The 13,707-nt window shown below is 69.3% G+C and carries 17 protein-coding genes; 11 read left to right on the top strand and 6 right to left on the bottom strand.

The window, feature by feature from the left end:
• Nucleotides 1–52 precede the first annotated feature (52 nt).
• Both OCQ_RS05880 and OCQ_RS05885 read left to right on the top strand, forming a co-directional pair.
• Complete coding sequence (locus OCQ_RS05880; RefSeq protein ID WP_014384025.1) at nucleotides 53–1,201, top strand: NAD(P)H-binding protein; 1,149 nt, start codon at nucleotides 53–55, stop codon at nucleotides 1,199–1,201.
• Nucleotides 1,198–1,920, top strand: a complete 723-nt coding sequence (locus tag OCQ_RS05885; RefSeq protein ID WP_014381995.1) for a CPBP family intramembrane glutamic endopeptidase — start codon at nucleotides 1,198–1,200, stop codon at nucleotides 1,918–1,920. The genes OCQ_RS05880 and OCQ_RS05885 overlap by 4 nt, the downstream gene beginning before the upstream one ends.
• A gap of 1 nt (nucleotide 1,921) precedes the next feature.
• Here the strand turns inward: OCQ_RS05885 and OCQ_RS05890 are convergent, their stop codons facing one another.
• Nucleotides 1,922–3,280, bottom strand: a complete 1,359-nt coding sequence (locus OCQ_RS05890; RefSeq protein WP_014384026.1) for an NAD(P)H-binding protein — start codon at nucleotides 3,278–3,280, stop codon at nucleotides 1,922–1,924.
• 92 nt (nucleotides 3,281–3,372) lie between these two features.
• On the bottom strand, nucleotides 3,373–4,185 hold the full coding sequence (locus OCQ_RS05895) for an enoyl-CoA hydratase (RefSeq protein WP_009954649.1): 813 nt from the start codon (nucleotides 4,183–4,185) through the stop codon (nucleotides 3,373–3,375).
• A 120-nt stretch (nucleotides 4,186–4,305) separates the two neighbouring features.
• Between OCQ_RS05895 and OCQ_RS05900 the strand changes: the two genes are divergently transcribed.
• A complete protein-coding gene (locus OCQ_RS05900) occupies nucleotides 4,306–5,388 on the top strand; it encodes a CaiB/BaiF CoA transferase family protein (protein ID WP_041785413.1) in 1,083 nt (360 codons plus the stop codon).
• Between the two features lie 49 nt (nucleotides 5,389–5,437).
• Entirely contained in the window at nucleotides 5,438–6,202 is a 765-nt protein-coding gene (locus OCQ_RS05905) for a 3-hydroxyacyl-CoA dehydrogenase (RefSeq protein ID WP_014384028.1), read from the top strand.
• 145 nt (nucleotides 6,203–6,347) lie between these two features.
• Here OCQ_RS05905 and OCQ_RS27195 read toward each other — a convergent pair whose 3' ends face one another.
• Nucleotides 6,348–6,470 carry a hypothetical protein gene (locus tag OCQ_RS27195; RefSeq protein WP_003878506.1) on the bottom strand — a complete coding sequence of 41 codons (123 nt, stop codon included), beginning with the start codon at nucleotides 6,468–6,470 and terminating at the stop codon, nucleotides 6,348–6,350.
• Nucleotides 6,471–6,782: 312 nt separating this feature from the next.
• On the opposite strand from OCQ_RS27195, the gene OCQ_RS05910 reads away from it, so the two are divergent.
• Together OCQ_RS05910 and OCQ_RS05915 are read left to right on the top strand one after the other, a co-directional pair.
• A complete protein-coding gene (locus OCQ_RS05910; RefSeq protein ID WP_014384029.1) occupies nucleotides 6,783–9,098 on the top strand; it encodes an MMPL family transporter in 2,316 nt (771 codons plus the stop codon).
• Nucleotides 9,099–9,164: 66 nt separating this feature from the next.
• The gene (locus OCQ_RS05915; protein ID WP_014384030.1) at nucleotides 9,165–9,797 is read left to right on the top strand and encodes a class I SAM-dependent methyltransferase; all 633 of its coding nucleotides are present in this window, start codon (nucleotides 9,165–9,167) and stop codon (nucleotides 9,795–9,797) included.
• Here the strand turns inward: OCQ_RS05915 and OCQ_RS05920 are convergent.
• Entirely contained in the window at nucleotides 9,794–10,507 is a 714-nt protein-coding gene (locus OCQ_RS05920; RefSeq protein WP_014384031.1) for an NAD-dependent deacylase, read from the bottom strand. The two genes, OCQ_RS05915 and OCQ_RS05920, sit on opposite strands and share 4 nt — an antisense overlap.
• Nucleotides 10,508–10,544: 37 nt before the next feature.
• Here OCQ_RS05920 and OCQ_RS05925 point away from each other — a divergent pair, with 37 nt between their 5' ends.
• Complete coding sequence (locus OCQ_RS05925; protein ID WP_008254464.1) at nucleotides 10,545–10,910, top strand: GntR family transcriptional regulator; 366 nt, start codon at nucleotides 10,545–10,547, stop codon at nucleotides 10,908–10,910.
• Between the two features lie 55 nt (nucleotides 10,911–10,965).
• Here the strand turns inward: OCQ_RS05925 and OCQ_RS05930 are convergent, their stop codons facing one another.
• The gene (locus OCQ_RS05930) at nucleotides 10,966–11,487 is read right to left on the bottom strand and encodes a DUF1697 domain-containing protein (RefSeq protein ID WP_014384032.1); all 522 of its coding nucleotides are present in this window, start codon (nucleotides 11,485–11,487) and stop codon (nucleotides 10,966–10,968) included.
• Nucleotides 11,488–11,562: 75 nt separating this feature from the next.
• Between OCQ_RS05930 and OCQ_RS05935 the strand changes: the two genes are divergently transcribed.
• Together OCQ_RS05935 and OCQ_RS05940 are read left to right on the top strand one after the other, a co-directional pair.
• Nucleotides 11,563–12,006: a PPOX class F420-dependent oxidoreductase gene (locus OCQ_RS05935; protein WP_008254475.1), complete on the top strand. Its 444-nt coding sequence runs from the start codon at nucleotides 11,563–11,565 to the stop codon at nucleotides 12,004–12,006.
• 48 nt (nucleotides 12,007–12,054) lie between these two features.
• Nucleotides 12,055–12,279 (top strand): DUF5302 domain-containing protein, encoded by a 225-nt coding sequence (locus OCQ_RS05940; RefSeq protein ID WP_009954636.1) that lies wholly within the window; start codon nucleotides 12,055–12,057, stop codon nucleotides 12,277–12,279.
• Between the two features lie 34 nt (nucleotides 12,280–12,313).
• Here OCQ_RS05940 and OCQ_RS05945 read toward each other — a convergent pair whose 3' ends face one another.
• Nucleotides 12,314–12,847, bottom strand: a complete 534-nt coding sequence (locus OCQ_RS05945; RefSeq protein WP_009954635.1) for a nuclear transport factor 2 family protein — start codon at nucleotides 12,845–12,847, stop codon at nucleotides 12,314–12,316.
• A 111-nt stretch (nucleotides 12,848–12,958) separates the two neighbouring features.
• Between OCQ_RS05945 and OCQ_RS05950 the strand changes: the two genes are divergently transcribed.
• Nucleotides 12,959–13,531: an HhH-GPD-type base excision DNA repair protein gene (locus tag OCQ_RS05950; RefSeq protein WP_014384033.1), complete on the top strand. Its 573-nt coding sequence runs from the start codon at nucleotides 12,959–12,961 to the stop codon at nucleotides 13,529–13,531.
• 28 nt (nucleotides 13,532–13,559) lie between these two features.
• Nucleotides 13,560–13,706, top strand: coding sequence for a hypothetical protein (locus OCQ_RS25840; RefSeq protein WP_003875447.1), 147 nt, complete (start codon nucleotides 13,560–13,562; stop codon nucleotides 13,704–13,706).
• Nucleotide 13,707 lies beyond the last annotated feature (1 nt).

The raw sequence follows: 13,707 nt of genomic DNA on the forward strand, positions 1-13,707 counted from the left end.
CGTCTTTGCGTCGCGCGGGCCACGGGCCAGATCGTCGGGCTAGGGTCGGGGTATGCGGGTTCTGGTCACCGGTGCCACCGGCTATGTGGGATCACGGCTGGTCACGGCGCTGCTGGAAAACCGGCACCAGGTGGTGGCCGCCACGCGAAACCCGTTGCGGCTCAAGCGCTTCGGCTGGTTCGACGACATCACACCGGTGACCCTCGACGCCGCCGACCCGGAGTCGCTGCGGGCGGCCTTCGCCGGCTGCGACCCCATTGACGTGGTGTATTACCTGGTGCACGCCATCGGTCAGCCCGGTTTCCGCGACGCGGACAAGTCCGCGGCCGCCAACCTCGCGACCGCGGCCCGCGACGCGGGGGTGCGCCGCATCGTCTACCTGGGCGGCTTCGTGCCCGCCGACGAGGCGTTATCCGAGCACCTGACCAGCCGGGCCGAGGTGGCCGAGGCGCTCGCTGTCCCCGACGGCCCGGAGCTGGTGTGGCTTGGCGCGGCGATGATCATCGGCGCCGGCTCGACGTCGTTCGAGATGATGCGCTACGTGGGGGACCGCTTCCCGGTCATCCCGATCCCGAGCTGGATGGACAACCCGATCGACCCGATCTCGATCCGCGACGTCCTGCACTATCTCGTCGCCGCGGCCGATCGTGACCGGGTGCCTGCGGGGGCCTACGACATCTCGGGGCCCGACACCACCTCCTACCGGCGGCTGCTGAAGACCTACGCCCGTATTTCCGGGCGCTGGCACACCGGCTTGCCGGTCGGCAGGGTCGACACGGGGCTGGCCTCGCTGATCACCGGCGTCGCCCTGCCGGTGCCCCCGGGCCTGGCTGGGGACCTGGTCGAGTCGCTGGACCACCCGATGGTGGCGTCGGTCAGCGACCTGCGCGACCGGGTACCCGATCCGCCCGGCGGCCTGCTCGGGATCGACGACGCCATCGCGCTGGCGCTGCGCGGCCTCTCCAATCAGCGGCCGCGCCCGGTCAACGCCCTGGCCGATCCGCACGACCTCGCCAACACCGACGCCGCCTGGGCCGGTGGCGACGCGCGGCGCCTCCGCCAACTCGCTCAGCGCGTCACACCGTCCATCGCGCGGCCGACCCTGGGGCTGGTGAACAGGGTCCCCGGTCCGGTTGCCGGAGCGCTTCGCACCGGCCTCGACATTTTGATCGCCCTGACCCCGAAGGTGCGTCCCGCATGAGCCAGTCAACGGCCCCCTACCACAGCAGCGTCTTCGCCGAGTTGCGGCGCGCGATCACCAATGTTGCTGTGCCCCATCATGAATCGCCGTCCGTCGTGCGGCGGCGCCGCGTCATCGTCGCGATCACGCTGGTGGTCGGCGCGGCGGTGCTGGGGTATTCGTTGCGGCGCCATCCGGGGGAGGCCAGCTTCTACTGGCTGACGCTGGCGCTCGCGGCGGTGTGGACCGCGGGCGCGTTGGTCTCCGGCCCGCTGCACCTGGGCGGCATCTGCTGGCGGGGCCGCAACCAGCGGCCGGTCATCACCGGGACGACCGTCGGCCTGCTCGTCGCTGGCGCGTTCGTGGTGGGTGGGCTGATCGCCCGAGAGATCCCGGCCGTCTCCGACCTGATCACCCGGGTCCTGCTTTTCGCCCATCAGGGGTCCTTCCTGCTGGTCGTGCTGATCACCGTGATCAACGGCGTCGCCGAGGAGCTGTTCTTCCGCGGCGCGCTTTACACCGCGCTGGGCCGCTATCACCCGGTGCTGATCTCCACGCTGCTCTACACCGCCGCCACCATGGCCAGCGGCAACCCCATGCTGGGATTTGCCGCGATCATCCTCGGGACGGTGTGCGCGCTGGAGCGCCGGGCCAGCGGCGGCGTGCTGGCGCCGGTGCTGACCCACGTCGGCTGGGGGCTGATCATGGTGCTGGTCCTGCCGCCGATGTTCGGGGTCTGAGTCACCCCGGCGTGACGACGTCGCGCGCCAGGCCCCGCAGCGCCGCGACGCGCAACGGCCACACCGTGCGCCGGTACATCCGGCCGAGGACGCCGCGCGGCACGAAGATCAGCCGTTGCGTGTACCGGCTGGCGCCGCCGTCGTGCGGCCGCGTCGTGATCTCCAGCCAGGCCCGGCCCACTCGACTCGGCGTGGAGTGCAGCCGCAGGCCGACGCCGGGATCGCTTTCCTCGACCGTCCAGCCGCTAAGCGGTAGGCGTCGCTGCCACCGGCGGGCGGTTGCCGCGGCGCGGGCCGCCGACCACACGTCGCCGGGTGCGGCGCCGGCGATCGCGGTCCGCACGTCGGTGTAGACGATCTCGCCGGCCCAGTCGGGGTCGCTGGGCAACGGCTCGGCCGGCTCGGACCGCAGCGAGGACCAGCTGGTCTCGGGGACGCCGCGGGCGGCCCGCCGCAGCGCCAACTCGACCGCGCGGCGGTATCCGGTGAGCCCGCCCGGCGGCGGGGCGATGATGTCGTCGATGTCGGAATCACGGGTCACCGCATCGCATTCCAGCGACTCGACCAGCGGCCGGGCCAGGCCGGACGGGATCGGGGTCACCAGACCCACCCACAGGCTGGCGATCGCCGGGGTGAGAAACGGCAGCACGAACAGGTAGCGGTTGCCCAGCCCGGCGACCTCGGCGTAGACGCGCATCATGTCGCCGTACTCCAACACGTCGGGGCCACCGATGTCCCAGGTCCGCGACTTCGGGACCGGGGTGGTCGCCGCGGCGGCCAGGTAGTGCAGCACGTCGCGCACCGCGATCGGCTGGATCCGGTTGTGCACCCACTTCGGTGTGGTCATCACCGGCAACCGGTCGGTGAGGTGCCGGATCATCTCGAACGACGCCGACCCCGACCCGATGACCACCCCGGCCTGCAGCACCACGGTCTCGACGCCGGAGTCGATGAGGGCCTCGCCGACGGCCTTGCGCGACGCGAGATGCGGTGAGAGATCAGCGTTTTCGGGATGCAAGCCACTGAGGTAGACGATCCGGCGCACCCCGGTGCGCCGGGCGGCCGTCACGACATTGCGGGCGGCGCGGGTCTCCTCGGCGGCGAAGTCCTTCGACGTTCCCATCGAGTGGACCAGGTAGTACACCACGTCGATCCCGTCGCAGGCGGCGATGAGCGAATCGACGTCACCGAGGTCGCCGCGCGCGACCTCCGCCCCTTGCCGCCACGGCACCTCGGCCAGCTTGTCCGGGTTGCGCGCCAAGGCCCGAACGTGATGTCCCGCGTCCAGCAGCCGGGGCACCAGGCGCCCGCCGATGTAGCCGGTCGCTCCGGTCACCAGGCACCGCACCTGTTCGGGCATCGATTCTCCGCTCGTCAGCCGTCGTTCTCCTGACGAGAGGGTTACCGCATCGGCGCGGGCTCAAGCGTCGCGGCGGGTGGGCGCGACGGCCGTCAGCGGTCGGTGAAGTTGGGCGTGCGGCGCTGTTGGAAGGCCGTGGCGCCCTCGACGAAGTCGGGGGACTTCAGCAGCACCGACTGCCCGTCGAACTCCCGCTGCAGGGCCGGATCCAGTTCGGTGAGCGTGGCCGCGTTGATCGCCAGCTTGGTCTTGGCGAAGGCGACGGTTGGGCCGCCCAACAACCGTGCGATCACCTTGTCCACCTCGGCCTCGAAGTCGTCGGCCGGATAGACCGCGGTGACCAGCCCCCAGGACAACGCGTCGGCGGCGGTCAACCGTTCGGGCAGCAAGGCCATCTGCATGGCCCGGATCCGCCCGATCGCGGCCGCGATCAACGCCGACGCGCCGCCGTCGGGCATCAAGCCGATCTTGGTGAAGGCGAGCATGAAAAACGCGCTCTCCGAAGCCAATACGACGTCACAGGCCAGGGCGATGGAAACGCCCACCCCGGCGGCGGGGCCCTGGACGACCGCGACCACCGGGTGGGGCAGCGCGGCGATCGCGCGCACCAGCCGGTTGATCTCGAGGATGATCTCGTCCGGCGGGACGCCGCCCCCGTCGGACACGTCGTCGGCGCTGATGCCCGCACCGGAGCTGAAGCCGCGTCCGGCGCCGCCGAGCCGCACCACCTTGACCTCGGGGTCGGTCGCCGCGTACTCCATCGCGTCGGCGATCCCGGTGATCACCGGAATGGTCAGGGAATTCAGGCTGTCGGGCCGGTTGATGGTCACCGAGAACACGCCGCCGGACAGCGTGACGTCGAGGCCGGCGACGGGGGCGAGGGTGGCGATCGCGGATGAAGGCATGGGCTCACCATAAGTGACCGGGCTGCGCGGGCCACGGGCACGGCTGCGAAGATGTCGAACGACCGGTTGTTTGAGCACGAACGGTCGGAGTCGTCAGAGCGGACGAAAGGTCGGTGGATCATGGCTGGACCGTTGAAGGGGTTGCGTGTCGTCGAGTTGGCCGGCATCGGGCCGGGCCCACACGCCGCGATGATCCTGGGGGATCTGGGTGCCGACGTGGTGCGCATCGATCGTCCCTCCTCGGGCCCCGGGGGTGTCGCCAAGGACGCCATGATGCGCAACCGCCGCGTGGTGACCGCCGATCTGAAGTCCGACGAAGGCCGCGGTCTCGTCCTCAAACTGATCGCCAAGGCCGATGTGCTGATCGAGGGCTACCGCCCAGGCGTCACCGAGCGGCTCGGCCTCGGCCCCGAGGACTGCGCGAAGGTCAACGACCGCCTCGTCTACGCGCGGATGACCGGCTGGGGTCAGACCGGCCCGCGCAGCCAGCAGGCCGGCCACGACATCAACTACATCTCGCTCAACGGCATCCTGCACTCCATCGGCCGGGTGAACGAACGGCCCGTCCCGCCGCTGAACCTCGTCGGGGACTTCGGCGGCGGCTCGATGTTCCTGCTGCTGGGCATCCTGTCGGCGCTGTGGGAGCGGCAGACGTCCGGCAAGGGGCAGGTCGTCGACGCGGCGATGGTGGACGGCTCGAGCGTGCTGGTCCAGATGATGTGGCAGATGCGCTCGTCGGGCATGTGGACCGACGCGCGCGGCACCAACCTGCTCGACGGCGGCGCCCCGTATTACGACACCTACGAATGCGCCGACGGGCGCTGCGTCGCGGTCGGCGCCATCGAGCCGCAGTTCTACGCCGCCATGCTCGCCGGGCTGGGGCTGGACGGCGCGGACCTGCCCGGGCAGAACGACGTCGGCCGCTGGCCGGAACTGCGGGCGGTGCTGACCGAGAAATTCGCCAGCCAGGACCGCGACCACTGGGCCAAGGTGTTCGCCGACTCCGACGCGTGCGTGACGCCGGTGCTGGCCTTCGGCGAGGTGCAGACCGAGCCGCACATCACCGAGCGGGACACCTTCTACGAGGTCGACGGCGGCCTGCAGCCGCGGCCGGCGCCAAGGTTCTCCCGCACGGCGCCCGAGACACCGCGCCCCGCGACGCCGGTGGCCGACGCCGAAGCCGTACTCAACGACTGGGTATAGTCCCAACCAACCAGTTGGCTGGAATCCAGGAAATCAGGGAAGGACTCGCATGGAGATCAAAGACGCCGTCGCCGTCGTCACCGGGGGCGCCTCAGGGCTGGGCCTGGCCACCACCAAGCGGCTACTCGACCGGGGCGCCCAGGTGGTGGTGATCGACCTGCGTGGCGAGGACGCCGTCCGCGAGCTGGGCGAGCGCGCCCGCTTCGTCGAGGCCGACGTCACCGACGAGGCCGCCGTCGGCAAGGCCTTGGACGCCGCGGAGTCGATGGGCACGCTGCGCATCAACGTCAACTGCGCCGGCATCGGCAACGCCATCAAGACGCTGTCCAAGGACGGCCCGTTCCCGCTGGACGGGTTCAAGAAGGTCATCGGCGTCAACCTGATCGGCACCTTCAACGTGCTGCGACTGGCCGCCGAGCGCATCGCCAGGACCGAACCCATTGGGCCCGAAACGAGCCCAGAGCGCGGCGTCATCATCAACACCGCCTCCGTCGCGGCGTTCGAGGGCCAGATCGGCCAGGCCGCCTACTCGGCATCCAAGGGCGGCGTGGTCGGCATGACGCTGCCGATCGCCCGCGACCTCTCGCGCGAGCTCATCCGTGTGGTGACCATCGCGCCCGGGCTGTTCAAGACCCCGCTTTTGGGTTCGCTGCCCGAGGAGGCGCAGGCCTCGCTGGGCAAGCAGGTGCCGCACCCGGCCCGGCTGGGCGACCCCGACGAGTACGGCGCGCTGGCCGTGCACATCGTCGAGAACCCGATGCTCAACGGCGAGGTCATCCGCCTAGACGGCGCCATTCGCATGGCGCCGCGCTAGGCGCGTGCCGCCGTCGGACAAAACGAAAGCCCCCCGCGTCGGCGGGGGGCTTTCGTGATGACCACGATCGATGGTTACTTGCGGAACCACCGACTGACGGAGGGTTCGGCCATTAACAGCCGTGCGAGCATGCTCATGGTCTGCCTCAGCTCGCCGCTTGCAGTTCGTCGAACTGCTCCGAGGTCTCGCCTTCCACCAGCACGTCGCCGTGGTAGAGGGCCTCGAAGTCGACCTTGATGACGTCGGCACTTGTGTCGTCGATCCACATGACACTGAGCGTATGGGCCACCCTTAAGGAAACTTTGAGTCACGATTCGGAAAATGGTGGCAATTTACCCGCGGGTAGGGTGGCCGCCATTTCCGCTGGGATTTGCGCCCTGAGCTGCTTATTTGCGACACAATTTTCTGGCCGGACTCTTACCGTTCTACCGGTTTAGAAAATGCGGCGTTGAACGATCCACCCGCCCGCCTGCGTGCTTAAGGACAACACTGTTCGACGCGTGGACATTAGCGTTTGTTACGTTGTCGCGGACTAGCCAGCCGCCAGCGCAACGGGGCACCGGCAGCGGAAGGGCTCACAATGCTGCAGAAAATCGCCCGAGTCGCTATCGCGGCGCCGCGCCGGATCATCGCGATCGGGGTGCTGGTTTTCATCGCCGCGGCCGTCTTCGGCGTTCCCGTCGCCAAGAGCTTGTCTCCCGGCGGCTTCCAGGATCCGGACTCGGAGTCCGCCCGCGCCATCGCCGTGTTGACCGACAAGTTCGGGCAGAGCGGTCAGCAGATGCTGATCCTGGTGACTGCCCCCGGCGGCACCAACAGCGAACAGGCCCGCGCGGTGGGCACCGACCTCGTCCACCAACTCCAAGGGTCCCCGCTGGTCTACAACGTGTCCTCGCCGTGGACCGGCGCGGCCCCAGCCGATCTCGTGAGCCGCGACGGCAAGTCGGGCCTCATCGTGGTCAACCTCAAAGGCGGCGAAAACTTCGTCCAGAACAACGCGCAGACGCTGTCGGACCAGTTCGTCCACGACCGCGACGGGGTGACCGTCCGCGCCGGCGGCGCGGCCATGCAGTACGCCCAGATCAACAAGCAGAACCAGGACGACCTGCTGGTGATGGAGATGATCGCGCTGCCGCTGAGCTTCGTGGTGCTGATCTGGGTGTTCGGTGGGCTGCTGGCCGCCGCGTTGCCGATGGCGCTGGGCGCGCTTGCCGTCGTCGGCTCGATGTCGGTGTTGCGCCTGATCACCTTCACCACCGAGGTGTCGATCTTCGCCCTCAACCTCAGCACCGCCCTGGGCCTGGCGCTGGCCATCGACTACACGCTGCTCATCGTCAGCCGCTACCGCGACGAACTGGCCGAGGGCCACGACCGCGACCAGGCGCTGATCCGGACGATGGCCACCTCCGGCCGCACGGTGCTGTTCTCCGCGGTCACCGTGGCGCTGTCGATGTCGGCGACGGTGGCCTTCCCGATGTACTTCCTCAAGTCGTTCGCCTACGCCGGGGTGGCCACGGTCGCCTTCGTCGCCACCGCCTCGATCGTGATCACCCCCGCCGCGATCGTGCTGTTGGGCGACCGGCTGGACGCGTTCAATGTGCGCCGGTTCTTGCGGCGGATGCTGCGGCGACCCGAGCCGGCGCCAAAGCCCGTCGAGCAACTGTTCTGGTATCGGTCGAGCAAGTTCGTGATGCGCCGCTGGGCGCCGGTCGGCCTGGCCGTCGTCGGCCTGCTCCTGCTGCTCGGGCTGCCGTTCTTCTCGGTGAAGTGGGGGTTCCCCGACGACCGGGTGCTGCCGCGCTCGGCGTCGGCGCACCAGGTCGGCGACCGGTTGCGCAACGACTTCGCCGACGATTCCGCGACGTCGGTGCCCGTCGTCGTCCCCGATGCCTCCGGCCTGAATCCCGGGGATTTCGACAGCTACGCCGCCGCGCTCTCGCGCGTGCCCGACGTGGCGGCCGTGTCCGCGCCCGGGGGCACCTTCACGGGCGGAAATCGGGTGGGGCCACCGGCCGGGGCGACCGGGCTGGCCCAGGGCAGCGCCTTTTTGACCGTCAGCAGCACGGCGCCGCTGTTCTCCGCGGCGAACGACGCCCAGCTCGCACGGTTGCACGACGTCCCCGGACCGGCCGGGCGGGCCGTCGAGATGGGCGGGGTGGCGCAGGTCAACCGCGACAGCGTCGACGCCGTGACCGAACGGCTTCCGCTCGTCCTCGGGCTGATGGCCGCGATCACCTTCGTGCTGCTGTTCCTGCTCACCGGCAGCGTGCTGCTGCCGATCAAGGCGCTCGCGTGCAACTTCCTGTCGTTGACCGCGGCGTTCGGCGCGCTGGTGTGGATCTTCCAGGACGGCCATCTCGGTGCGCTGGGCACCACGCCGAGCGGGACGCTGGTCGCCAACATGCCGGTGCTGCTGTTCTGCATCGCCTTCGGGCTGTCGATGGATTACGAGGTCTTCCTGCTCTCCCGGATCCGCGAATACTGGCTGGCGTCCGGCGCCGCCCGGCCCGCCCGCCCCACCCCGAAGCAGGCCCACGCCGCCAACGACGAGAGCGTGGCCCTCGGCGTCGCCCGCACCGGTCGGGTCATCACCGCGGCCGCGTTGGTGATGTCGATGTCGTTCGCCGCGCTGATCGCCGCGCACGTCTCGTTCATGCGGATGTTCGGTCTGGGCCTGGTGCTGGCCGTCTTCGCCGACGCCACCCTGGTGCGGATGGTGGTCGTCCCGGCCTTCATGCACGTGATGGGCCGCTGGAACTGGTGGGCGCCCCGGCCCCTGGCGTGGCTGCACGATCGGTTCGGGATCAGCGAAGGCGTCGACCCCGCGCCCCGCCCGCCCACCCCCGAGCCCGTCGCCGGGGCGGCGCTCGCGGAGCCGGTGCCCAATATCGGTTAACGTCCGGCCTGTCCCGGCGCCGAACCCTATTCTGGGCGTCATCCGAGTCGGAAGGTTCACCCACGTATGACAACGGCGGTCGACAATCCCTTCTTCGCGCGCGTCTGGCCTTTCGTCGCCAACCATGAAGCCGAGGCGATCCGGGTCCTGCGCCGGGAGAACCTGGCCGGGTTGTCCGGCCGGGTGTTGGAGCTCGGCGCGGGGATCGGGACGAACTTTCCGCACTATCCGGCCTCGGTCGACGAGGTCATCGCGGTGGAGCCCGAACCGCGGCTGGCGGCGCGGGCCCGCGCCGCCGCCGACGCGGCCCCCGCCCGGGTGATCGTTTCCGGCGAGACGGCCGAAAGCCTCAGCGCCGGTGAGCCGTTCGACGCGGTGGTGTGCTCGCTGGTGTTGTGCTCGGTGCGTGACCCCGGCGCCGTGCTGCGGCGCCTGTACTCGTTGCTGCGACCGGGTGGGGAACTGCGCTACCTCGAGCACATCGCCAGTGCCGGCGCGCGGGGCCGCTTTCAGCGTTTCGTCGATGCGACGTTGTGGCCCCGGCTGTTTGGCAACTGCCACACCCATCGCGACACCGAACGCTCGATCCTCGACGCGGGATTCGAAGTCGACACCTCGCGGCGGGAGTGGACGCTGCCGGTCTGGGCGCCGATGCCGGTGTCCGAACTCCTGCTGGGCCGCGCGCGCCGGCCCGCCTAGTTCAGCAGGGCGGGCAGCCGCTGCAGCAGTCCCGGCAACGCCTGGCTCGCCGATTCGCGGATGCTGAGGGTGGCGTTGGCCGACAGCGGCGTGACTTCGGGATTGACCTCGATGACGGCGGCGCCGCGCGCCAGCGCCAGCTCCGCGAGCCCGGCCGCCGGATAGACGATCGCCGACGTCCCGACCACCACCATCACGTCGGCGGACTGGGTCGCCTCGACGGCGCGCCGCCACGGCTCGTCGGGCAACTGTTCACCGAACCACACGATGTCGGGCCGGATCAGGCCGCCGCAATGACACACCGGGGGCTCCACCTCGAGCGCCGGTTCGGGCATGTGCGGGAGCGCGCCGCTGTATGGCTCAGCGCAACGCGCACAACGGAATTCGAACAGGCTCCCGTGCAGGTGGTGGACGGAGCCGCTGCCGGCGCGCTCGTGCAGGTCGTCGACGTTCTGGGTGATGACGGTGACCCGGGCGTCGTCCTGCCAGGCGGCGATGGCGCGATGACCCGCATTGGGTTGCACGTCGGCGACCAGGTAATGCCGCCACAGGTACCAGCCCCAGACGCGCTGGGGGTTGTCGCGCCACCGTTGCGTGCTGGACAGCTCGTAGGGATCGAAGCGGGCCCACAACCTGTTCTTGTCGTCGCGGAACGTCGGCACACCGCTTTCCGCGGAGATCCCCGCGCCGCTGAGCACCGCTACGCGCATCCCACCAAGATAGCCGGAGGTGGGGGATACTGAACGGGTGGAGCTGGGTGACTGGTTGCGGGTCGACGTGAAGGCGGGCAAGCCGTTGTTCGACCAGCTCAGGACGCAGGTTATCGACGGGGTCCGCGAGGGCGCGCTGCCGCCGGGCACGCGCCTGCCCACCGTGCGGGACCTGGCCGGCCAGCTCGGGGTCGCGGTCAACACCGTGGCTCGCGCCTACCGCGAGCTGGAGACCGCCGCCATCATCGAAACCCGCGGCCGCTTCGGCACATTCGTCGCCCGCTACGACCCGACCGACGCCGCCATGGCCGCCGCCGCACGCGAGTACGTCCGGGTAGCGCGCGGACTCGGGTTGGACAAAGCCGATGCCCTGCGCTACATCGAATCGGTGCCCGACGAGTAAGCGCTACCGTTCGGCATCGAAAAGCGTTGGCGCGCAGCCCATGCGGTAGTACCGCTCAGCGCAGCACCTTGTCGAGCGTGCGCAGGTTGCGCGTCGTGGTCGACGACTTGTAGCGCGCCTTGCCCATCGTCTTGCCGATGGTGCTGTCCAGGGTGCCGCCCTTGGGGACCTGCCAGTAGACCACGCCGTCACCGCGGCTGATCCGCTCGTCCGGGCCGGCCTCCTGACCCAGCGCGGCGAGCTCGTCGAGCACCGCGTTATCGGCGACGAACGTGACGTAGGACTGGTAGCCGTCGGCGTCGCGCTCGAACGGATAGGCGTCGACCACCTCGCGCACGGTGCCGATGTCATAGGCGAGCACCCAGGCGTCGTAGCCGAACCGTTCGCGCAACGCCGCCTCGGCCTTCCTGCGCACCGCCGCCACGCCGGCCGACGACTCCAGCACGACGTTGCCGCTGGCCAACACGGTTCGCACCTCGGTGAAGCCCGCGTCGGTCAGCGCGGCCGCCACCTCGGCCATCTTCAGATTGACGCCCCCGACGTTCACGCCACGCAGAAACGCCGCGTACTTGGTCATGCCCCGATTCCACCAGCCCGGCCGGGGGACGACCATCCCGGGCCGCCCGGGCGGCGCGCGACGTAGGCTTTCGTCATGGGACGCCAAGTCTTCGACGACAAGCTGCTGGCCTTGATAAGCGGACATTCCCTCGGGGTGCTGGCCACCATCAAGCGCGACGGGCGACCGCAACTGTCGAACGTGAGCTACCACTTCGACCCGCGCAGCATGGCGATCCAGGTGTCGATCACCGAGCCGCGCGCCAAAACGCGCAACCTGCGCCGGGACCCGCGGGCGTCGATCCTGGTCGACGCCGACGACGGCTGGTCGTACGCCGTCGCCGAGGGCACCGCCGAACTGACCCCCCCGGCGGCCGCGCCCGGCGACAGCACCGTGGAGGCGTTGATTGCCTTGTACCGCAACATCGCCGGCGAACATCCCGATTGGGACGAATACCGGCAGGCGATGGTCACCGATCGGCGGGTGCTGCTGACGTTGCCGATCTCGCACCTGTACGGCATGCCGCCCGGCATGCGGTAGCCGCGCCGCCTGCGCGCCCGCCCGTCAAACCGGGGCTAAGCTGCCCCTATGGCCGCATCGAATGCCCGGCAGGGTTCACAGTCGTCCAAGGCTTCGGGGGCTTCTGAACCGCCCGGGTCGGACGAGGACACCAAGCGCAAGTTCCGCGAAGCGCTCGACCGCAAGATGGCGAAATCCTCGACCGGATCCGACCACAAGGACGGCGCCGGCAAGCAGTCCCGGGCGCACGGCGCGGCGGGTAACCGGCGCGAGTTCCGCCGCAAGAGCGGCTGACCCCCGAGACTCGTTGGTAGACGGCCCGATTCGCCTAGCCGCTGGGTGGGCAGAACAGGCCGATCGAGGGGTCGTCTCGCCCCGGTTTGCCGCGCAGGCTTCCTCGGGTGCTGGGATGTCCGAAGTCCAGTCGGGACGGGTCGTTCTGGTAGGCCCAGTCCGCCACGATGGTGCGCCGGCTGAACTTCCAACGGCCGTCGTGCCTGGTGTACTCGTCCAGGTACCGGCCGCCGATGATGACGTCGACGTCGTGGTCGGGACCGGCGAAGGTGTGAAACACCAGGCAGTAGACCTCACCGTGGGCCTTTTCGCCCGCGACCACGAAGTTCGTCGTGGTGATGTTGTGTTGGGAGACACGCACATACGGCTGCGCGGCCTGCAACTGCGCGATGAACTGTTCGACACCGCCGGTCGAGAACGAGCCGTGCGAGTCGGTCGCGTCGGGGTGATACATCTCCCGCAGGCCTTCGTAGTCGGCGCGGTCGACGGCGCGGCAGTAGGACGTGACGAGCGCGTGCAGTTCGTCGCGGGCCAGCATCAGCTCCAATCGGGCCTCATCCACCACCACGTCACGATAACTCGACGGTTAGGGTGCTGATCGTAGGCGCGGTTTCGGTGGTTGCTGTCGCACCAACCGGTCTCGGTCGTAGGGTGTTCACCGAAAGGAAGGTCGTTGACGGTGAAACTTTGGCTGGCTCAAGATCCCGAGGCCGACGCGCTGCTGGACGAGAATCCGTTGGCCCTGCTCATCGGGATGGTCCTCGATCAGCAGGTGCCGTTCGAGACCGCCTTTTCGGGACCGAAGAAGATCGCGGACCGCATGGGCGGTTTCGGCGCTCACGAGATCGCCGAGTACGACCCGGACAAGTTCGCCGCGCTGTGCTCGGAAAGACCTGCGATACACCGTTTTCCGGGATCGATGGCCAAACGTATCCAGACCCTGGCCCAGATCATCGTGGACCGCTACGACGGTGACGCCGCGGGCTTGTGGACCTCGGGTGACCCCGACGGCGAGGAGCTGCTGCGGCGCATCAAGGCGCTGCCCGGTTTCGGTGCGGTCAAGGCGCAGATCTTTCTGGCGCTGCTGGGCAAGCAGTACGGCGTGACGCCGAAGGGCTGGCGCGCGGCCGCCGGCGAGTTCGGCAAGGCGGGCACGCACATCTCCGTCGCCGATATCGTCGACGCCGAGTCGATGGGCGCGGTGCGTGCCTATAAGAAGCAGATGAAGGCGGCAGCCAAAGCGGCGAAGTAGTCGGTGCACAGAAGGGAAGGGCAGCAACGTGAAGACACACATAACGTGTCCGTGCGGCGAGGCCATTGTCGGCAAGGACGAGGACGAGCTGGTCGAACTGACCCAGGCTCATCTCGCCAGCGTTCATCCCGGCCTCGAATACGACCGCGACGCGATCCTGTTCATGGCGTACTAAA

This window comes from Mycobacterium paraintracellulare, from assembly GCF_000276825.1.
GTDB classification, from domain to species: domain Bacteria; phylum Actinomycetota; class Actinomycetes; order Mycobacteriales; family Mycobacteriaceae; genus Mycobacterium; species Mycobacterium intracellulare.